Origin of the sequence: uncultured Chryseobacterium sp. (assembly GCF_936933875.1) — a bacterium.
Taxonomy (GTDB): Bacteria; Bacteroidota; Bacteroidia; order Flavobacteriales; family Weeksellaceae; genus CAKZIK01.
This window is the reverse complement of record NZ_CAKZIK010000034.1, coordinates 1-20,804: the sequence shown is the minus strand read 5'-3', so window position 1 is coordinate 20,804 and position 20,804 is coordinate 1. Positions and strand designations below refer to the sequence as shown.

23 protein-coding genes and 1 tRNA gene are annotated in these 20,804 nt (G+C 36.8%); 4 read left to right on the top strand and 20 right to left on the bottom strand.

The window, feature by feature from the left end; genetic code table 11:
- Window positions 1–13 precede the first annotated feature (13 nt).
- From Q0252_RS06110 to Q0252_RS06065, 10 genes are all read right to left on the bottom strand, one after another.
- A complete protein-coding gene (locus Q0252_RS06110) occupies window positions 14–1,033 on the bottom strand; it encodes a 2Fe-2S iron-sulfur cluster-binding protein (protein WP_297984648.1) in 1,020 nt (339 codons plus the stop codon).
- Window positions 1,034–1,072: 39 nt separating this feature from the next.
- Window positions 1,073–1,840 (bottom strand): hypothetical protein, encoded by a 768-nt coding sequence (locus Q0252_RS06105; protein WP_297984647.1) that lies wholly within the window; start codon window positions 1,838–1,840, stop codon window positions 1,073–1,075.
- Window positions 1,841–1,901: 61 nt separating this feature from the next.
- Window positions 1,902–3,260, bottom strand: a complete 1,359-nt coding sequence (gene nuoF, locus Q0252_RS06100; protein ID WP_297984646.1) for an NADH-quinone oxidoreductase subunit NuoF — start codon at window positions 3,258–3,260, stop codon at window positions 1,902–1,904.
- Window positions 3,261–3,271: 11 nt separating this feature from the next.
- Window positions 3,272–3,781: an NAD(P)H-dependent oxidoreductase subunit E gene (nuoE, locus tag Q0252_RS06095; protein ID WP_297984645.1), complete on the bottom strand. Its 510-nt coding sequence runs from the start codon at window positions 3,779–3,781 to the stop codon at window positions 3,272–3,274.
- Window positions 3,782–3,878: 97 nt separating this feature from the next.
- A complete protein-coding gene (locus Q0252_RS06090) occupies window positions 3,879–5,102 on the bottom strand; it encodes an NADH-quinone oxidoreductase subunit D (RefSeq protein ID WP_297984644.1) in 1,224 nt (407 codons plus the stop codon).
- A gap of 40 nt (window positions 5,103–5,142) precedes the next feature.
- A complete protein-coding gene (locus tag Q0252_RS06085) occupies window positions 5,143–5,637 on the bottom strand; it encodes an NADH-quinone oxidoreductase subunit C (protein WP_297984643.1) in 495 nt (164 codons plus the stop codon).
- A gap of 139 nt (window positions 5,638–5,776) precedes the next feature.
- Entirely contained in the window at window positions 5,777–6,334 is a 558-nt protein-coding gene (locus Q0252_RS06080; protein WP_297984642.1) for an NADH-quinone oxidoreductase subunit B, read from the bottom strand.
- 29 nt (window positions 6,335–6,363) lie between these two features.
- Entirely contained in the window at window positions 6,364–6,735 is a 372-nt protein-coding gene (locus tag Q0252_RS06075; protein WP_297984641.1) for an NADH-quinone oxidoreductase subunit A, read from the bottom strand.
- A gap of 118 nt (window positions 6,736–6,853) precedes the next feature.
- A complete protein-coding gene (locus Q0252_RS06070) occupies window positions 6,854–7,042 on the bottom strand; it encodes a hypothetical protein (protein WP_297984640.1) in 189 nt (62 codons plus the stop codon).
- Between the two features lie 102 nt (window positions 7,043–7,144).
- Window positions 7,145–8,281: a GNAT family N-acetyltransferase gene (locus Q0252_RS06065; RefSeq protein ID WP_297984639.1), complete on the bottom strand. Its 1,137-nt coding sequence runs from the start codon at window positions 8,279–8,281 to the stop codon at window positions 7,145–7,147.
- Window positions 8,282–8,391: 110 nt separating this feature from the next.
- Between Q0252_RS06065 and Q0252_RS06060 the strand changes: the two genes are divergently transcribed.
- The gene (locus tag Q0252_RS06060) at window positions 8,392–9,081 is read left to right on the top strand and encodes a zinc metallopeptidase (RefSeq protein ID WP_297984638.1); all 690 of its coding nucleotides are present in this window, start codon (window positions 8,392–8,394) and stop codon (window positions 9,079–9,081) included.
- Between the two features lie 98 nt (window positions 9,082–9,179).
- On the opposite strand, the gene Q0252_RS06055 is transcribed toward Q0252_RS06060, so the two are convergent.
- The 9 genes from Q0252_RS06055 to rbfA form a co-directional block, all read right to left on the bottom strand.
- Entirely contained in the window at window positions 9,180–9,785 is a 606-nt protein-coding gene (locus tag Q0252_RS06055) for a YigZ family protein (protein ID WP_297984637.1), read from the bottom strand.
- Window positions 9,786–9,787: 2 nt separating this feature from the next.
- Window positions 9,788–10,822, bottom strand: coding sequence for a bifunctional diaminohydroxyphosphoribosylaminopyrimidine deaminase/5-amino-6-(5-phosphoribosylamino)uracil reductase RibD (ribD, locus tag Q0252_RS06050; protein ID WP_297984636.1), 1,035 nt, complete (start codon window positions 10,820–10,822; stop codon window positions 9,788–9,790).
- Between the two features lie 50 nt (window positions 10,823–10,872).
- Window positions 10,873–11,472: a hypothetical protein gene (locus Q0252_RS06045; protein WP_297984635.1), complete on the bottom strand. Its 600-nt coding sequence runs from the start codon at window positions 11,470–11,472 to the stop codon at window positions 10,873–10,875.
- 2 nt (window positions 11,473–11,474) lie between these two features.
- Window positions 11,475–13,490, bottom strand: coding sequence for a DUF349 domain-containing protein (locus Q0252_RS06040; protein ID WP_297984634.1), 2,016 nt, complete (start codon window positions 13,488–13,490; stop codon window positions 11,475–11,477).
- Window positions 13,491–13,567: 77 nt separating this feature from the next.
- Window positions 13,568–14,296, bottom strand: a complete 729-nt coding sequence (locus Q0252_RS06035; protein WP_297984633.1) for a shikimate dehydrogenase — start codon at window positions 14,294–14,296, stop codon at window positions 13,568–13,570.
- A gap of 66 nt (window positions 14,297–14,362) precedes the next feature.
- Window positions 14,363–16,360, bottom strand: coding sequence for an endonuclease (locus Q0252_RS06030; RefSeq protein ID WP_297984632.1), 1,998 nt, complete (start codon window positions 16,358–16,360; stop codon window positions 14,363–14,365).
- Between the two features lie 4 nt (window positions 16,361–16,364).
- Entirely contained in the window at window positions 16,365–16,895 is a 531-nt protein-coding gene (locus tag Q0252_RS06025; protein ID WP_297984631.1) for a tRNA methyl transferase PRC-barrel domain-containing protein, read from the bottom strand.
- A gap of 51 nt (window positions 16,896–16,946) precedes the next feature.
- Window positions 16,947–18,152 (bottom strand): ABC transporter permease, encoded by a 1,206-nt coding sequence (locus tag Q0252_RS06020; protein WP_297984630.1) that lies wholly within the window; start codon window positions 18,150–18,152, stop codon window positions 16,947–16,949.
- Between the two features lie 10 nt (window positions 18,153–18,162).
- Entirely contained in the window at window positions 18,163–18,525 is a 363-nt protein-coding gene (gene rbfA, locus Q0252_RS06015) for a 30S ribosome-binding factor RbfA (RefSeq protein WP_297984629.1), read from the bottom strand.
- A 76-nt stretch (window positions 18,526–18,601) separates the two neighbouring features.
- Here rbfA and mce point away from each other — a divergent pair, with 76 nt between their 5' ends.
- Entirely contained in the window at window positions 18,602–19,000 is a 399-nt protein-coding gene (mce, locus tag Q0252_RS06010) for a methylmalonyl-CoA epimerase (RefSeq protein ID WP_297984628.1), read from the top strand.
- Between the two features lie 74 nt (window positions 19,001–19,074).
- Window positions 19,075–19,148, top strand: a tRNA-Ile gene (locus Q0252_RS06005).
- Between the two features lie 73 nt (window positions 19,149–19,221).
- On the opposite strand, the gene Q0252_RS06000 is transcribed toward Q0252_RS06005, so the two are convergent.
- Window positions 19,222–20,205 carry a lipoate--protein ligase gene (locus Q0252_RS06000; protein WP_297984627.1) on the bottom strand — a complete coding sequence of 328 codons (984 nt, stop codon included), beginning with the start codon at window positions 20,203–20,205 and terminating at the stop codon, window positions 19,222–19,224.
- Window positions 20,206–20,340: 135 nt separating this feature from the next.
- Here Q0252_RS06000 and Q0252_RS05995 point away from each other — a divergent pair, with 135 nt between their 5' ends.
- Entirely contained in the window at window positions 20,341–20,763 is a 423-nt protein-coding gene (locus tag Q0252_RS05995; RefSeq protein ID WP_297984626.1) for a hypothetical protein, read from the top strand.
- Window positions 20,764–20,804: the final 41 nt, after the last annotated feature.

Below are 20,804 nucleotides of genomic sequence, written 5' to 3'. Positions count from 1 at the left end.
GTTTGTCCTCAAACTAGATTATTTTATCTCCCATTTGATTTTCATCCTTTGCGCTGATTTCTTTTGCATCCGGATTATCAATCTGTCTGAAATATTCTTTTGGTTTTTCGTAGTGGTTTAACGAGATTACAGAATGTCTGTCGATATGTCTCGGACCTTCAATGTTCCACAATTTAGCATCTTTCTTGTCGAAACGGCATTCGTTACAAATCCATTCTTCTACTTCATCGTACTGGTTTTTTCTTGCTGTAACACGAATGATTTCGTCTCCTTTCATCCAGAGCACTGCTTTTCCGGAACATTTGTCGCAAGAACAAGAAGCATTCATTGGTTTTGTAAACCAAACACGGCTTGCAAAACGGGAAGTTCTATCTGTTAAAGCTCCAACCGGACAAACATCAATAACGTTTCCGTAGAAATCGTTGTCCAAAGCTTTGTTCAAATAAGTAGAAATTTCTGCATGGTCTCCTCTGAAAAGAATTCCGTGCTCTCTCTTTTCCGTTAATTGGTTTGCCGCCAAAACGCATCTTGCACAAAGGATACATCTGTTCATGTGCAATTTGATGTGTGGACCAATATCTTCGGGCTCAAAAGTTCTTCTTTCGAATTCTGTTCTGGTATTTTCCACACCATGTTCGTAACCTAAATCCTGAAGATGACATTCTCCGGCCTGGTCGCAAACAGGGCAATCCAAAGGGTGGTTTACCAACAAAAATTCGGTAACCGCTTTTCTTCCTTCCTGTGTTTTTTCGGAGGTAAGATTTTTCACTTCCATACCGTCCATTACACCAGTTCTGCAGCTTGCTACCAATTTTGGCATTGGTCTTGGGTCTGCTTCCGAACCTTTAGAAACTTCTACCAAACAAGTACGGCAACGGCCACCACTTGTTTCCAGCGGTTTGTAGTAACACATTGCAGGCGGAACAGATTTTCCTCCGATTTGTCTTGCAGCTTCCAAGATAGAAGTACCAGGCAAAACTTCGGTAGTTTGTCCGTCGATGGTTACTTTAAATTTTTTAATTTCTTCGCTCATATTATTGCTTTTAGCTTTTGAAATAGCAAAGCTTTCTAATTAATTATTTCTTCTGGTATTAAATGTGTACCCAATTCCAAAATCGATTTCACCGTAAACAAAATCTTGCATGGCTTTGTCGGGTTTATTATTTAAAGTCGTTTTAATATCGGGCATATTGATGTACCCAAATTTTCCTTCTACTTGTGCAACAACATGTTTCCAAGCTACAAGGGTTACAGCCGTTCTTAAATCTGCTCCAAATCCTGCAAGATGAAAACGGTCGCTTCTTTCATTGCCCATCAAAGTAATGTTTGATTTCGGCAATAATGCACCAACTCCGCCACCATAACTTACAAAAACATCAAATTTATCTTTGTTATAAAGGTTATGATATTTTTGAGCTCCAAGGTTGATGTAATTCAATCCGTCTGTATGTTCAAATTTCAAGAATTCGCCATCACTTAAATCAATTTGCCCATTCTGGATTTTTGAAGCATATACTGTATCAGTGATATAACCATTAATTTCAACAGTTTGATTTTGATCCATCACATATTTCATGTGATCCATACCTAACGTAATTCCAAAATTGTCTTTCGGAAAATAAGTAATTCTATAATTTACTTGTGGAACAGTTACTTTCGTTGGATTAAAATATAAATTCCATCTAAAAGCAGACTGTCTGTCATTAGCTTTTACATTTTCTAATTGAAAATCATAGCCATTACCTTTAAAGCGAATATCAGAATTTGAATAAGCAGACCAGTTCCATCCCCAAAATAGCATTACCGAACCTTTTTTGAAAGGTTCATTTTGTGCTTTCAATATTATTATTGAAAGGATGAAAGTTAGATATATTATTTTTTTAATCAATTTTTATATTTATCTAAGAATTAGCTTCCGCAACAGGTATTGGATCGGCATAATTTGCTAAACCGTAATTTTGTTTTTGAGATAATTCAGGATTGTTAACATGCCATTCAAACTCATCTCTGAAATGGCGAATTGCTGCTGCAACAGGCCAAGCTGCTGCATCTCCAAGGGGACAAATAGTGTTTCCTTCAATTTTTCTTTGGATGTCCCAAAGCAAATCGATGTCTTCCATTGTGCCTTCTCCGTTGTTAATTTTTTTCAAAATTTTGTACATCCAAGGTGTTCCTTCACGGCAAGGTGTACACTGTCCACAGCTTTCATGTGCATAAAACCTTGAAAGCGTCATCGTATGTTCAACGATACATTGATCTTCATCTATTACTTCAAAACCACCAGAACCCATCATTGTTCCAGTAGCGAAACCGCCATCTGAAAGAGATTCGTAGTTCATGATTCTCGGTTCACCATTAATGGTTTTCAATAAAAGATTGGCTGGTAAAATTGGAACGGAAGAGCCTCCCGGAATACATGCTTTCAGTTTTTTTCCGTTTGGAATTCCACCACAGTATTCGTCAGAGTAAATAAATTCTTCTACAGAAATCGTCATATCGATTTCGTAAACTCCCGGTTTATTGATGTTTCCACAAGCAGAAATCAATTTTGTTCCGGTAGAACGACCTACGCCAATTTTAGCATATTCAGCTCCGGTAATATTTAAAATTGGAACCACCGCAGCAATTGTTTCAACGTTATTCACCACCGTTGGTCTTTCCCAAAGTCCCTTTACAGCTGGGAATGGCGGTTTCAAACGAGGGTTTCCTCTTTTCCCTTCCAAAGATTCCAAAAGGGCAGTTTCTTCACCACAAATGTAAGCTCCGGCTCCTCTTTGAACATAAATTTCGCAATCGAAACCAGTTCCCAAAATATTTTTACCTAAGAAACCTGCTTTTCTTGCTTCTTCAACTGCTTCTTCCAAAATATCCGGAATCCAAGAATATTCTCCACGGATGTAGATGTACGAAACGTTAGAACCCAAAGCGAAAGAAGAAATCAACATTCCCTCAATCAAAAGATGGGGAAGGAATTCCATTAAATATCTGTCTTTGAAAGTTCCGGGCTCAGATTCATCGGCATTTACCACCAAATGTCTTGGAACGCCTTCTGGTTTTGCCAGAAAGCTCCACTTCATTCCTGTAGGGAAACCAGCACCACCACGTCCACGAAGACCGGAAGTTTTTACTTCTTCCACAATTTCTTCGGGCGTCATTTTCAGTGCTTTTTCCAATGCTTCGTAACCGCCTTGTTTGCGGTACACATCGAAATAACGGATTCCTTCTACGTGAGCGTCTTTAAGTAAAAGTTTTTTACTCATTTTTTTTATAATTAATCTAAAGCAACGGCTCCCTGTCTGCAAAGCTCAAGGATTTCGTCCACTTTTTCGATTGTTAAATTTTCGTGATAAAATTTCCCGAGCTGCAACATTGGCGCATAACCGCAAGCTCCTAAACATTCCGCAGGTTTTAATGTAAACATACCGTCTGCAGTAGTTTCTCCGTCTTTAATATTTAAAGTCATACGGATATGGTCCAAAATTTTTTCGGAACCTCTTGTTAAGCAAGGTCCCGTTCTGCACACTTCCAAAACATATTTTCCTACCGGTTTCATGTTGAACATGGTATAGAACGTTGCCACTTCATACACTTCAATAGGTTTAATGCTCAGAATTTGTGCAACATAATCCATCACCGGAACATCTAACCATCCTCCAAACTCTTTCTGCGCAATATGAAGCACAGGAATAAGGGCGGATTTTTGTCTTCCTTCTGGATATCTTGCGATAATTTTATGTACCTGTTCTAAAACTTCAGGTTTAAAAGCAATAGTTTCGCTCATTATTTATGATAATTTTAAATTTTAGATTTTGGATTTTAAATTAAATCGCAGCCTCTAAAAAGTAATTCAAAATTTATAATTCAACATTCAAAATTTCTTACGCATCCAGCTCTCCCGCAATAACATTCAGCGAACTTAACGTTACCACCGCGTCTGAAATTACAGAACCAGTAATCATCTCAGGGTAAGCCTGATAATAAATGAAACAAGGCCTTCTGAAGTGCAGTCTGTAAGGGCTTCTTCCTCCGTCACTTACTAAGTAGAAACCAAGTTCTCCGTTTCCGCCTTCTACAGCGTGATACACTTCACCTCTTGGAATTTCTGTTTCTCCCATTACGATTTTGAAGTGGTAAATCAAAGCTTCCATTTTGTTGTAAACGTCTGCTTTTTCTGGAAGATAGAATTTCGGAACATCACCATGGAAAGCTCCTTCAGGAAGATTTTTATAGGCTTGATTGATAATCTTGATACTTTCGCGGATTTCCTGCTGACGAACCATGAAACGGTCATAAGTGTCGCCTCCGGTTCCAACCGGAATTGCAAAATCGAAATCTTCGTAAGATGAATAGGGCGTCGCAACACGAACGTCGAAATCTACACCAGCAGCACGAAGATTCGGTCCTGTAAAACTGTAGTTTAAAGCTCTTTCAGCTGAAATTGGACCTGCTCCAATCGTTCTGTCCATGAAGATTCTGTTTCTTTCTAACAACGCACAGAATTCATCAAATCTTTTTGGGAAAGTTGCTAAGAAATCTTTCAACAATTCGTGGAATTTTGGTGAGAAATCTCTTTCAAAACCACCAATTCTACCCATATTGGTTGTCATTCTTGCGCCACAAATCTGTTCGTACATGTCGTAGATACGCTCACGTTCCTGCCACATATAAGTAAATCCGGTTAAAGCTCCTGTGTCTACTCCGATAACAGAGTTACAAACCAAATGGTCTGCAATTCTTGCCAATTCCATCATAATGACACGCATGTACTGTACACGTTTTGGAATTTCTGCACCGATGAGTTTTTCCATTGTCATGTGCCATCCAATATTGTTGATTGGCGCAGAACAATAGTTCATACGGTCGGTAAGGGTAGTAATTTGTGCAGGATTTCTTCTTTCAGAAATTTTTTCAAAAGCACGGTGAATATAACCAACAGTTTGCTCAGAATGAAGAATTTTTTCACCATCCATAGTCAGGATGTTTTGGAAAATTCCGTGAGTTGCAGGGTGAGTCGGACCCAAGTTCAGCGTGTAAAGCTGTCCGTCAATCTGCTCTTTTGCGTCGTATTGGTTAATGATATTTGATAGTGCGTTGTCTTTCATAATTTTTGGCTTTAAGCATTAAGCTTAGGCTTTAAGTGTATTAACGTCCGAACATTTTATCATCCTTGTCGGTTCTTGTTCCGTCTTCCAACCTGTATTCTTTCAGCATTGGATGGTAACCCAAATCCGGGTCGTTCAGAATAATTCTTAAATCCGGATGACCTTTAAATTTAATACCAAAGAAATCGTACGTTTCTCTTTCCATCCAGTTTGCACCTGCAAATAAATCGGTAACGGTATCTACTTCAGCATTAGCTCTCGGCATAAAAGTTTTCAAACGAAGTCTGTGGTTGTCCACCAAATTGTGAAGGTGATAAATTACTCCTAATTCTTTTTCCTGATTTTCAGGGTAGTGAATTCCGCAGATATCAGTAAGGAAAATATATCCCAAAGTAGAATCCTTTAGATGATGAATTACCTTTTTGATGTCGTCTTTTTTGATTTCCAATGTCAGCATTCCATAAGATTCGGAAGTTTGCACCACCGATTCCGGAAATTCTCTTGAAATAGCTTCTAAAACGAATTCGTTTGTCATTTCTTTAATTTGAAAATTTGAAAATCTGCCAATTTGAAAATTGAAATTATGCAGTAATCAAACCTGTTTTTATTTTATTATTGATGAATTCGAGAAATTTAAACCATTTCCAAATTTCCAAATTCACTCATTTTCAAATTTATTTGATATCGTAAGACTCCAATAAATGTTTGTATTCCGGCATATCTCTTCTTCTCAAGCTTTCACTCCGTGCAAGGGCCTGAACCTGCATGAATCCTTCCAGAATCTGCTCCGGTCTTGGAGGACAACCAGGAACATAAACATCAACCGGAATTACTTTGTCAATTCCCTGAAGAACAGAATACGTGTCAAAAATACCGCCTGAAGAAGCACAAGCTCCAACAGCGATAACCCATTTTGGTTCTGCCATTTGAGTATAAACCTGCTTCAAAACAGGCCCCAATTTTTTGGAAATTGTTCCACAAACCAAGATTACGTCTGCCTGTCTTGGAGAGAAACTCATTCTTTCTCCTCCGAAACGCGCCAAATCGTAGTTGGGTCCCATTGTCGACATAAATTCAATTCCACAACAAGACGTTGCGAAAGGAAGTGGCCAAAGCGAATAAGAACGCGCCATACCAATTAAGCTGCTTAGTTGGGTCGCGAAAAAACCTTCGCCTTCAAAACCTGCAGGAGCGGCTGCGTTGGTATTTATTTTTGGTGTATTGTCTGCCATTTTTTTAGATTTAAAGTTTAAAACCGAGATTATTTATCCCAGTCCAAAGCGCCTCTTTTTAACACGTAAATGAAGCCAACAAAGAAAATTGCAACGAACGTTAGTACTGCCAGAAAGCCTTCAAAACCAAACTCACGGAAATTTACCGCATACGGATAAAAGAATACGATTTCTATATCGAAAAGCACAAAAAGTACCGCGGTAAGGAAATATTTAATAGAGAAAGGACTTCTAGCGTCGCCTTCGGAAGGAATTCCACTCTCAAAGTTTTTATTTTTTTCTGTGGCATCTTTTTTCTGTCTGGGTCCCAGAAAGTGGGCACCTAACAAAGAAACGGCTACAAATCCGAGGGCTACACAAGCCTGAATGATAATTGGAAGGTAATTTTCAGGTAGGTTCATCACAACATTATTTTCTCAATCTGCAAATTTATGAAATATAGATTGAAAGAGGAAATCTAGCCTTTGAAAATATGATGAAAAAAGAAAATCCTGGTAATTTAGAACCAATAAAAATAAGTTATTTTTTTCCGGAATCTTTCATGCGTTTCAGCACAAGCCAAGCGACATAACCGATGTACAAAAACAGAAAACTGGCAAACAAAATATTGATAATGGTATTAATTCTGTCATCCTGAACCTGAAAAAACTGGTTGTAAACAATGAAAGCCAAGATCATGGCGGCGTAGAAATACAGTTGTTTTTTCATATTATCTTTTGTAAAAAATAAAATCATCTTCAGCATTAAACACTTCCATCAGTTTTTGGTTGAAAATGAAGTTATAATCAATTAAATCTTCAAAAAATTCTTTCATACAAAATCTTTTACATCAATCGTGTAAGTCCTTCTTCGTTTGTGATTTACAGGACCATAATCCTGCCACAGCAATTGAATGTTTTTGTTTTCTTCGAGTTCGGGATTGGTTTCCAGATATTTCACCCCTTTTTTGTGGAACACATCGTGAATTTCCTTGAAAATTATGGAAGTTACTCCACGTCGCTGATATTCGGGATGAATTCCTATCAGATAAAAATTCGCGCGGTCGTTTTTCTTTCCGGCCTGTAAAAAATGATACCAACCGAAAGGAAAAAGTTTGCCGTTGGCTTTCTGTAAAGCTTTTGAATAAGAAGGCATTGTAATCGCAAACGAAACCAACTTGTCGTTTTCATCGGCAATACAGATAATGTAATCTTTGTCGATAAAGCCGAAGTATTTTTCCTTGTAGGTTTTAATCTGTTCGTCCGTAATCGGAGTGTATGTTGAAAGTCCTTTGTAGGTTTCGTCCAAAAGTCTGAACATTGGTTCCACCAAAGGAAGAAGTTCTTCTTTATTTTTAAAATTCAGAACTTTAAGCTTGTATTTCTGCTTAATCAGTTCATTGAATTTAATAACTTTTTCAGGCAAAATTTCCGGGAACATAATTTCAAATTCTACCCATTCTTTATCTTTTGTAAGACCCAATTTTTCCAAATGCTGCGGATAATAATCAAAATTATAAATCCCAATCATCGTCGCGATTTTATCGAAACCTAAAGTCAACATTCCGGCTTTGTCGAGGTTGGTAAAACCCATTGGTCCTTCAATTCTGTCGATATTTTTTTGCTTGGCGTAATTGATGGCAGTTTGGATTAATGCTTTCGAAACTTCAAGGTCATCAATAAAATCAATCCATCCGAAACGCACTTTCTTAATACCCAATTCTTTTTCTTCCTTATGATTAATCATCACAGCGATTCTTCCAACAATTTTATCGTTTTTGTAGGCTAAAAACTGTTTGGCTTCGGAATACAGAAGCGCCGGATTTTCTTTTGGATTCCAGATGTTTTTTTCATCATTGATTAAAGGAGGAACATAATTTTCATTATTTTTGTAAAGTTCCATCGGGAATTTGATGAAATTTTTTAAGTCTTTATTAGATTTAACTTCAATAACTGAAATTTCGGACATTCGTTTCTATTTGATGAAACAAAGATAAATCTTTGGCTGAAATCTCAAAACTTTGGCACGTTTTTTACATCTTGAAAGGCAAATTTTAAACTAAAAAATTAATACATACAATGGGAAGTTATTATTTAATTATTGGTGCAATTTTCATCATCAGTATGATTGTCCAGAACAGGCTTCGTTCGAAATTTGCATATTATTCACAGGTTCGTCTACAGAACGGAATGTCCGGAAAAGAAATTGCTGAAAAAATGCTTTCAGACAACGGAATTCACGATGTACAAGTTGTTTCGGTTCCGGGACAATTGACAGACCATTATAATCCAGCCAACAAAACCGTTAATCTTTCTGAGGAAGTTTATATGCAGAGAAATGCAGCTGCAGCCGCTGTTGCAGCCCACGAATGTGGACACGCAGTTCAGCATGCAATTGGATATTCCATGCTTCAGCTTCGTTCGAAAATGGTTCCGATGGTGAATGTTTCTTCAAAATTATTGCAGTTTGTCTTAATGGCTGGAATCGCGGTAATGGCGATGAGCGGAAGCAAAACTTTACTGGCAATTGGTGTTGTACTTTTTGCTGTAACCACTTTGTTCGCCTTCATCACGTTACCGGTGGAATACGACGCGAGTAACAGAGCGTTGGCGTGGTTGGAAAAATCGGGAATGGTAACCAGAACTGAACACGACGGTGCGAAAGACGCTTTGAAATGGGCAGCAAGAACTTATGTTGTGGCGGCTTTAGGTTCCTTAGCACAGTTGATTTACTTTGCTTCGATGCTGACTGGTGGAAGAAGGGACTAATTAAACGAGAATTGGAAATTCTGTATAGGTTTTTTTAAACATCGGTTTAAAATATAAAATTGGAATTAAGTACACGAGCGGGCATAAGTCCGCTTTTTTTATGCCGAAAATTCAAAATTAATAAGATGCATTTCGGATAGCTGTTCTGAAACAATTTCTTTGTGGGATGTTTTTATTGAAGCGACAATTTGGCAGTTTTCATTCGCATCAAACTCGAGAATTTTTCCATCGAATTTATTTAGAAAGGTAAAAATCACGTTCTGAAGATTGAAGGGAAATTCTATTTTCAAAGTGCTTTCCAGCTCTTTTGTGACGATTTCGCATTCGTCCAAAGTTGCTTTGGCAGATTCTTTATAAATTTTTACTAACCCCGAAACACCGAGTTTTGTTCCACCGTAATAACGAACCACAATGACTAAAATATTGGTGAGTTCGTTCGCTAAAAGTTGGTTGTAAATGGGTAATCCTGCACTTCCGGAAGGTTCGCCGTCGTCATTCGCGCGGTAATTTTCGCCGTTGATTCCTATTCGAAATGCATAACAGTGATGCGTTGCTTTTGGATGTTCGGTGCGGATTTTTTCAAGCGCAGATTTCAATTCCTTTTCATTGTTTAACGGAAAAGCAAAACCAATAAACTTGCTTCCTTTTTCTTTCAGAAGGATGTTTTCGACGGAAGATTGTATGGTTTTGAAATCGAAAGCCATTACTAGTTTGCGGATGAATTTTTATAAAATTCAACAATATTATCTCTGAAATTTTCAATTTTGAAAGGTTTTTCAAAGAATTCGGGAGCTTTTGTTCCGTTTTCCAATTTCAGATTTTCGTTTTTAAAAATGATGCATTCATCCCAAAGATTCGCGTCGATGAATTGTTGCAAAGTAAATTTTCCACCTTCTACCAAAACCGACTGAATTTGATGTTCGAGAAGTTTCTGCATTAAGTTTTCGAGGAAATTCTCCCTGTTGATTTTAACGAATTTGATGTTGCCTTCATCACTTTCCTTGATTGAATTAAAAACCAAAGTCTCCGCTTCATCATTATAAATATTGAAATCGTGAGGAACTTTCAAATAAAAATCAATTAAAATTCTCACCGGATTTCTCCCTACAATTTCTCTTGTTGTTAAACTTGGGTTGTCGTGTAAAGCGGTATTTGTTCCTACCAAAATGGCATGTTCTTCACTTCGGATTTGATGTACGAATTGTTTCGTGAGCGGATTTCCAATTTGATATGGCTTGAAATTTTTATCCATAAAACCGTCTTCGGATTGCGCCCATTTCAATACAATAAAAGGTCGTTTTTTCTGATGAAAGGTGAAAAATCTTTTGTTGAGTTCTTTGCATTCATCTTCCAGAATTCCGGAACCCACTTCTGTTCCTGCGACTTCGAGAATTTTTTTGCCTTTTCCGTTCACTTTGTCATGACTGTCCATTGCGCCAATCACCACTTTTTTGAAACCAATTTCCTTAATTTTCAACGCACACGGAGGAGTTTTTCCGAAATGAGCGCAAGGTTCAAGCGAAACGTAAATTGTGGAATCGGGCAGTAGTTCAGGATTTTGCACCGAATTAATCGCATTGATTTCCGCGTGAGATTCTCCGGCTTTTTTGTGGTAACCTTCGCCAATAATTTCGCCGTTATGCACAATTACGCTTCCCACCAAAGGATTTGGGTAGGTTTTTCCTAAAGCTTTTTCTGCAAGTTCAATGCAGCGTTTGATGTAGCGTTCGTCGTTATTCATTGTATAGAAAAAACACTTAACAAAATGTTAAGTGTTTTCAATGGTTTTTTTTACTTCGTCAGCTCAGTTCCTTCAATAATCTTGAGTTCAGGTACTTTAAAACCAATCATTCGGTCCAGTTCGAAGTTTTTTGATTTACTGAAATTTTTAGTCAGCGTTTTTAAATCACCATTAGAACGTTTTGTATAGACCAAAATCATAAGGTCTTTTGAAGTTCCGTTGTTGATTTTTTTGAATCTGTAAATATTAAATTCTGCGCTCGGCGTTTTTCCTTCCGGGCTTTTTGTTGTTACATAATCTACCACAAATTCGCTACCATCAGGACTTTCGGTAAGATTGACAGAAGCAAATTTATCGTTCTCCATTTTTCTCTGAATTTCCTCAACTTTCTGTTTCACCGCATCTTCAATATCAATATCCTTTTGGAAATAATAAATGGAAACCATTTCTCCAAAATCAGCTAAAGTCGCGTCTCTTGGTATATAATCCTGAACATACAGAACTTTAGAAGGATGACTTGAACGCGTTAATAAAAATTCAGTTCCTGCATAATCTAAAGGTCCAGGAATTGTCATTCTTTCAGTGACTTCCTGAGCATTCAGCGCGGTTAAAATTAAAAAAGAAAGTAGGGTTATTAGTTTTTTAGTCATATTTAGTGTTCTCCGGAGATAATATTGTGAAGATTTTGCTTTAAATGTTCCAGCTCCTGTTTTTTCGAATCAATTTTGTCGAAAGTATCTTTCAGTAAAGGATTTTCTCGGCTTGGATTTTGGAAGAATGCCAAATTGTTTTCCAGCTTCACGATTTCTGCTTCCAAATCCGAAACCTGATTCTTCATTTTTCTGGCTTTGTCCGTAATTTGAGATTCAGAAAGTCCTTCATCTTTCAAATCAAACTCACTAATTTTATTCATTCTGAGTTTTTCGCGAAGCGTTTTATTGAATTCTGCATTGATGGAAATTTTATCTCTCGGAACTTTACCGATGGCATTCCAAGATGCTTTCAGTTCTTCAATTTTATCTACACTTCCTTCGTCTTCGCCAACATTTTTCAGTTCATCCAAAATGGCTCTTTTGGCTTTGAAATTTTCTTTCCAGTTGTCGCCGGAAGAAGCATTTTTATCGCGGAAATTATTGAAGAATGTGTTGCAGGCTTCGCGGAAATCTTCCCAAACTTTATTGGCTTGGCTTCTCGGAACGTGACCGATTTTTTTCCAGTCTTCCTGAAGTTTTTTAAACAAAGGAACGGCAGTTTCCCAATCTTCAGAAAGCATATTATCTTTTGCCGTTTGAATTAAACTGTGTTTCTGCTCCAAATTCGAAACTTGGTCTGTCTTCAAACCTTTATAAAAATCATTTTTTAAAGTATTGAAACCGCGCAAAGTCTGTTTGAAATCCGTCCAGTTTTGGTTGGATTCTTTTCTCGGAACACTTCCGATTTTTAGAAATTCTGTGCGTAAATCTTCCACTTTTTTAATGGACTGTTGCCAAAAACTATGGTTGGCTTTATCGTTTCCGGAAAGTGCTTTTATTTCAGCAATAATCGCATTTTTACGGTCAAGATTAGCCATTTGTTCACCCTCCATTACAGCAGAAAGTTCTGCTTTTCTTTCATGAATTTTATTGGAAATTTCTTTGAATTCTTCCCAGGTTTTTTCACGGAATTCTTCTGCAACAGGTTCTGCTTCTTCTTTCCAAAGTTTGTGAAGGTATTGCAGTTCGTTCAACGCTTTTTGTACAACAGGCTCATTTTCAAGTTCTTTTGCTCTTTCGATGATGTGTTGGCGCTTTTCGAGATTGTGGGCGAATTCCTGCTCCAAATATTCCTTATTCAAATCGAGCATTGCGTAGAACTGATTTAAATGATGGAAATAATTGTTATTCAGTAATTTAAATTCTGATTTTGCCACCTGACCTGCTTTTTGCCAGTCTTCTTTAATCGCACGGATTTCTTTGAAAAGATTCGTTCCGGCTTCGGTATTGGTGTAAAGATGTTTTAATCTTTCGATGATGCTTTGGCGTTCTTCTAAATTTTTTCCATGTTCTTCTTCCTGAGATTTCAGGTAAGAATCGTGCTTTTCACGAAAAATACTATTTAAAGCTGAAAGTTTCGACTGTTGTGGATGTTCCCAACTGAAAGCTTCGGTATTTTCAGCACTTTGATGTTCGTGCTTTTTGTCTTCAGTTTCTTCATGAATCAAATGAATCGCCTGTTGTTTCAGGGTATTGAATTTTTTACCAAGCGAACCTGCGTCAGGTTTATTCACGATTTTTTCGAGCTCCACCAAAATCTGAGACAATGTTAAAGCCGCCACTTCATGAAAATCTTCTTCATGGTGCTCTTCATCGCTTGCTTTTTCAGGGTCGATTTCCGAAAGGACTTTTTCCTCCGGAATGGTTACAGATTTTTTGGTTTCCTGATTTTCTGTGTGTTCCACAACTGATTGTTCTGCTTCAGCTTCTGGAGCAGGAACGGTTTCAGGCTGAACTTCTTCCGTAAGGATTTCTTCCTTTTCCGCATCTACTTCGGAAAGGACTTTTTCTTCAGGAATTTTCACCGATTTTTCTGTGTCCATATCGGCTTGGTTTTCACTTGTATTTTCCTGGGAGATTTCTTCAGGATTCAGATTTTTTTCTCCGTTTTCAGAAAGTGAATCTTCTGTAATCATATTAAAACTATTATTTGGATTTGGTGGTTCGGAATCTTTAAAATTCCTATATTATGCACTAAATTAAGTCATTTTTTTTAGAAATTCCAAATTTCCCAGGCTTTTTCTGCCTGCTGTTCTAACATGTAATATCCGTTGACGCATTTCGCACCAAACTCGCTGGATTTTGTAATGAAAGAAGTGTAGGTTGGATTGTAAATTAAATCGATAACCAAATGTTCGTTCGAAAGCGCATCAAAAGGAAACTGCAGGGTTTCGTCCACGTTCGGAAAAGTTCCAACCGGAGTACATTGCACGATGATTTTCGAAGATGAAACCAAATCTTTGCTCAAATTGTCAAAATTAATTTCAGATTTTCTTGAAACGGTTTTGTAGGGAATATTCAGTTTTTCGAAAACGTATTTTACTGCTTTTGCAGCACCTCCGTCTCCCAAAATTAATGCTGAATTTTGATGAGACTTTCTGTGAAGTTCTAAAGTTTTTTCAAATCCATAAACATCTGTGTTGAAGCCTTTTGTTTTTCCGTCCCGAAGTAAAACGGTGTTTACGGCGCCAATTTTTTGTACTTCATCACTTAATTCATCTAAAAAAGGAATAATTTGCTCTTTGTACGGAATGGTAATGTTGAAACCCTTGAGGTTTTTCTTGGTTAAAACTTCAGAAATATCTTCAATTTGCGGCAAATCAAAAACATCGTATTCTGCATTTTTAATCAACAGTTTTTTGAATTTTTCGGTAAAATATTTTTTGGAGAAAGAGTAGGAGATGTTTCTTCCCACCAATCCGAATAATCGTTGTTCTTCCATGCTTCAAAATTATAAAAAAGACTGAAGAATATCTCCAGTCTTTGTATTGATTTTTTTCGGTAAAATTTATTCTACAATAATTTTTGCTGTTTGCTTTCCTGCTTTTAGGATGTAAATTCCTTTAGGAAGTTTTTTCAAAATTAATTTCTGTTTGTCTTTAACATCATCAATCGTTTGAACCAACTGTCCGTTCATGCTGTAGATCTGAACATCGGTAGCGGTAGATTTTTCCAAACCGGAAATTGTAAGTTCCTGATTTTTTACCGGGTTTGGATATACTTTCAGTTTGTTCTCAGCCAAATTAGCTTCAGAAGTTGCTAAAGGTATGTAGCAAGTCCATGTAAGGTTATCAATGGCAACTCTGTTGGTTGTTGAAGTATTTACCAAACTAACAGTTACATTTCCAACAACATTAATGTCGTTAATTGTAAAAGTTCCAACTGTTGAAGAATATGCTATAGTTCCTTTTTTCACGCCATTTATTAGCAGATTGAACACAGAAGCAGAGCCAGAATATTTTAATTGCGTTGTGACAGTTAAAGAGCCAATTCCATTTGCAACAGAAGAACTTGTAAGGGAACCGTTTCTAATAGTTATTGCTTTAGAATCGATAGTTTCGTCGGTTCTTGCATCTGTTGCCGTCCATGTTACTGCGTTATTTGTCCAAGTTCTGGTTGAATAAGAACTTGATGAGGTTGGTATGCTTTCAAAATCTTCGTCTCCGCATAGAGTTGAAATAGCAGATGTTGTTCCCTGTATTGTTGAACTTGCAGCAGATTTATTATTTGCCGCGTCTTTTGCGACTACATAAAAATTATATGTTGTAGAAGGATTTAATCCGGAAACAGTAGCATTAGTTCCGGAAACAGAAGAATTTAAAACACCATTTACATAAATGTCATAACCAATAACACCAACATTGTCTGTTGAAGCAGACCAGCTTAAAGCAACTGTTGAAGATGTAGTATTTCCAACTGTTAAGTTAAGTGGTGCTGATGGAGGTGTTGTATCAGTTGAAGCAGTTGTAGTACCTTGTACAGTTGCGGTTGCGACAGATTTATTACCTGCTGCATCTTTAGCAATAACATAAAAATTGTAAGTTGTAGAGGCTAACAATCCTGAAACAACTAAATTGGTAGAAGTTGTTGTAGCGTATAAAGTTCCGTCCACGTAAACCTCATAACCTGTAACGCCAACATTGTCGTTAGAAGCTGTCCAAGATAAAGAAACTGTAGAATCTGTAGTTGTGCTAACCGCAAGATTAGCAGGAGAAGTTGGTGCCTCTGTATCCGTTGAAAAATTACCCGGCCAAGTGTTTTGTGCTGCTGGTCCATTCCAAATTACAGTTGCTAAATACGGATTATCGATAAATGGGTTTCTGTTACCCTGATAACTATAAACAACATTATTTCTTTGTTTTTCAAAATCTGAAACGGGGTCTTCTACATTCCATTTTAAGAAAATATCGGGCATATCTGGCGAATAAGTCATAGGTGTAGTACCTACGTTTATTGCTTGCGCACGTGTGTTGTATCTCACGTACATATACATCATCATACGGGCAACGTCGCCTTTCCATTCGTCTCCGGGAAACCAAGCTCCACCTATGTTTCTTGCTATGCTACCTGTACCATCAGTGAAAATGAGATTTCCTCTGTCGCTATTTAAAGTAATGTCTGATGGTCTTAGGTGATGAATGTCTGCCCCAGGTCCGGTAGAGCCTAGATTTGGAGTTCCCAAGGAACGGGCATACACATGTTCCTTATTCCAACTTCCGGATGCACTTCTGCTTCTTTGATATTTATCATTGGTGTTACTGCTTCCATAGATTAGAAGAATATTACCTGGAATTGTGGGGTCTGCATCACTTTGTATTAAAACATCATTGGTGTCACTACCATAAGGTATTTCCGTTGTATGTGTAGTCGTAATAAGCGCAGCAAGCTGATCTTTCATCGCGTTACCTGTTTTCGAGAAATCTAACCCATTGTAATATGCGGGTGCAGTTTGTCCGAAAATAATAATTGCAAGGAAAGAAAAAAGAAAAGATAAACCTTTTTTCATTTTTTTAAATATTTATAAATCCTATTAGTATATTGTTATTTAATAGTTTTAAACTGTTTTGAAGGTCTGATTTTCTCACTGGTCTTTCAAACTCTATATAAAATCCTTCATCCGCAGAAAATACATTAGCCCTATTTTGTATTTTGTTTTTTTCCAAAACGGCTTCGTTAGGAATTTTTTTAGTTTCATCAATCCAAACTATTTCGTTGTCTTTCAAAAAAAATACTTTACTGAATAATCCGGGATGCTCATAACCTTCACCCACCAAAAGCCTATTTTCTTCCACATCAATATCAATAACATACAAAGGTTTCTTTTGTCCCAAATTTATGATGCCCTTCCGCTGTCCGATTTTATAATTCTCTAAGCCATTATGTTGCCCAATTAAAACACCATCAAACAAAGTGTATTTTGGATTGTTATTATACCACTCCAATTCTTCAAATTTACTCGAGAAGTGAGGTGGAATTACGTGGTAACCAACAAAGTTTTCAGGTATTTTAATAATTTGCCCTACTTTGTTTTTGGTATTCATTAATCTCTATTTTCGCTGCGAAATTACAATGAAAAATTCAATTTCAATATTTTATTTTGTTAAAATATATTCCCTGTTAATTTTTGAGAAAATCCACGATACGGAAAGGCCAAACAGCAGTGCTACAGCAGCCACAATAAAGTAATTTTGAAGTGCAATTTTTACCGGGAATGGCAAATCTGCACCTGCTTTAAAGAAACCGGTATTAAGTTGCAAGATACACATTAATGTTCCCACAATTAACCCCGAAATAATTCCGAAAATTACGATGAGAATACCCGTGTAGAAATAGGTGTTTCTTAAATTTCTCAATGGCAAACCAAGTGAAATTAAAGATTTTGCCTGTTCTTTTTTATCCAACTGAAGAATAATAATTGCGCCCGCAAGATTAAATGTAGTGATGAAGATTACCAAAGCGAAAATCAAATATATCATCAATTTTTCGGTGTTAATCATCTTCCAAAAGGCTGCGTTTTCTTCTTTTTTGGTTTTAATCACGTAATCCGATCCCAGATTTTTGGAAAGTTCGTCTTTGATATCGTCCGCAGCGTCAGGATTTTTAAGTTTGATAACGATTTGATAGGCAGAATTTTTCGGAAGGTTCAGCAAATTTTGCGCGAGTTCTAATGGTGCAATAATGAAATTGTTCATTTGGTCGTTCCCAGGGAAAACACCTGTTACATACACCTCTTTTTTATTGAAAATATCTTCTTCTTTATTGATAATTCCGGTTCCGGGCTTTGGCATATACAGCATTGCGAAATCTGCGCCTTCTCCTACAGGAATTCCGAGACGGTTGTCCAAGCTGTTTTCGAGTAAAATTTCGTTCATGTATTTAAAGCTCGGGTATGTTCCGTAGAAAATATTTTTATTGATGGGGTTTACCGATGTGTAGGCGGAATCCACACCTCTCAGATAGGCAATTTCGCCCATGTCGGAATAGTTGATGTACACTTTTTCCTCAATTATTTTAGAGAAATGTTCAACCGCAGTATTTTTTTTAAGCAGATCCGAGATCTTCTCCGGGTTTTTCAGTTTTTTATCAACTTTCGCCGAGACGGTAAGGTCTGCATGAAGATTGGCAACCATGTCACGGTTCAAATCTTCCAGTCCGGAAAATACACTTACGATAATAAACATTGAAGCAACGGCAGTCATCATGGCAAAAGCAGCAAGCCATGTAATGAAGGTTACAGCTGTACTGCCTTTTTTGGCAATCAGGTAACGTCGTGCAATGTAAAAAGCTGTATTTCCCAAACAATTTGTTTTATAGAACCGGATTGTCGCCTTCTCCTCTTAATTCTTTTTCAATTTTTTCTACATCATCAAGTGTGGTGTCCAGATAGAAATTAATTTCCGGGATGATACGAACCTGTTTTCCCATTTTTTGACCGATAAAATTCCTGTAGGAAGCTTTGTTGGCTTCAATTTCTGTCATAATAGGTTTTCTGAATTCCTGCGGGAAAATGCTCAGGTAAATTTTAGCAATGCTCAAATCAGCAGTAACTTTTACATCCGATACGGAAACCAAAAAATTCTGCTTGCTTTCAGCGGCTTGTTTGCGGAAAAGTTCTGCAAAATCTTCCTGTATAATTTGTGCTACTTTTCTTTGTCTGTTGCTTTCGTTCATGCCGCAAATTTACTATTTTTGTTTGAATAAAGCGGGAAGATGGAAGTCTGAAGTTTTCAAACTCTAATTTTTTATTATGAAAATTGAACATCTTGGTATTGCTGTAAAATCTTTGGGAATGGCCGATGATTTGTTCAGCAAACTTCTAGGAAAAGAAAATTATAAGCAGGAAGCTGTAGAAAGGGAAGGGGTTACCACTTCCTTTTATCATGTTGGTGAAAGTAAGATTGAATTACTGGAAGCTACTAATCCGGAAAGTCCGATTGCTAAATATATTGATAAAAAAGGGGAGGGAATTCATCATATCGCTTTCGGTGTTGAAGATATAAAATCAGAAGTTGAAAGATTAAAAAACGAAGGCTTTATTTTTATTTCTGAAGAGCCGAAAGATGGTGCCGATAATAAGTTGGTGGTTTTTCTTCATCCCAAATCCACAAACGGTGTTTTGGTAGAATTATGCCAAGAAAAGCCCTGAAAAATTTTGATTCTTCTCAAAAAAAGTTATTTTTGCACACCCAATTGAAACTAATATTTTAATAAATAATAGTTGGCCTTGTAACTCAGTTGGTTAGAGTAGCTGACTCATAATCAGCAAGTCCTTGGTTCGAGCCCAAGCTGGGCCACTCTGAAAATCAGCCACTTACAAATTTCGTTAGTGGCTTTTTTATTTTTGGGTGAAACATAGGTAAAACATTTTTATTTAAAAGCCTCCAAAATTTCTTCCACCTTTACTTTTCCAAAGAATTCTGTAATGTCAAGGCTTGAAAACAATTGCTGAAGCTCATCTTCATCATGCTTTTTTCCGATAAGTAGGTCTTCCAGTTCTTCAATAGGTCTGGATGCAAAGAAATCACCGAAAATTTTGGCTTTTTCAATAGTTCCGTGTACTACATCCAGATGAACTTCAATAAATCCGGCAGGAACTTTTATGGCTTTCTGAAAATTATATTTAGGAGAAAACCCGAAATTCCAATCCCAGGTTTCGTATTTTTCTTGCATGAGTTTTTCGATTCCTTCAAAATCATCTTCGTTCAATTCATAGCGTTCTGCATTTACGCTGGTTTTAATGATTTCATCCGTAAGAAGTTTTTTGAAACTCTCAGTTGTTGTATTTTCAGGGAGATATGAAATAAGATTCGTCACTCTGGAACGGTTTGATTTTGTGGCTTTATCTATGAATTTTAATGGATTAACTTTTAAAGCTTCGCCCAGAATTTCCATTTCCGAATTTAAGAGAATGGTGCCATGCTGAATCATTTTTCCCTGTCTTGCGAGTTTTGCATTACCACTGAATTTTTTTCCATCCACCAGCAAATCGTTTCTGCCTTCTAAAACAGCAGGAACTCCAAGACGGTTTAAAAGTGAAAGTACAGGTTGAGTAAAAACTGAAAAATCCATGAAATCATGCTGTCCCAGTAAGGTGTGAAAAGAAAAATTAAGATTTCCCAAGTCGTGGTAAACAGTTCCTTCTCCGGACATTCTGCGCACTACTTTAATGTCTTTCTCCTTCACAAAATCCAAATTTATTTCGGCAAGCGTATTCTGAAATTTACCGACAATTATGGATGGCGCATTTACATAAAGCAAAAAAAGGTCTTCCGTTGGAAATTTATTCAGAAGATATTCTTCTGCTGCGATATTAAAATAGGCGTTATGAGAAGGAGAATTAATGATGAACATAAAAAATCTTTTGCTGCAAAAATAGATTATTTTTGTGGTAAAGATTATCAGTTTAGACTCACGGTCAATCAATTTGAGTTTTTAAAATTGTATTTGGAAAGATTTTTGCAACTTGCAAACCGTAAAATTTTAAAAATGAAAAAAATACTTGTAGCAGGAGCTATTATCATTTCATCTTTTGCATTAGCTCAAAGGTCGCCAATTAGAGAATTGTACGCCTATTCCGGAAAGAATAATGCAGAAATGGTAAAAGCAAAAACCGACCTTTTTGTACTCAATATTATTTCTTCGGGCATTCAGATTCATAAAAACAGTACAGCGGATGACCATATTGACATTAATATGATTATGCCTTTCAATAAAGGAAAAATTACCTCAAGAGTTCGTTATGATTTTCTTAAAGATATGTATGTTGTTTCGCTTTCCAATACGAAAGTTGTGGACGCTGCAGGAAAAATTACATTGATTAATAATGAAGCAGATGCGAATCACAAAAAAATTCTCGACAATCTGAAGAGTTTGATCTTTACTGCTTATCAAAAAGAAATCAACAATTAAATAAAAATAAAGAATCTGTCTCACAATAAAAATTGAGGCGG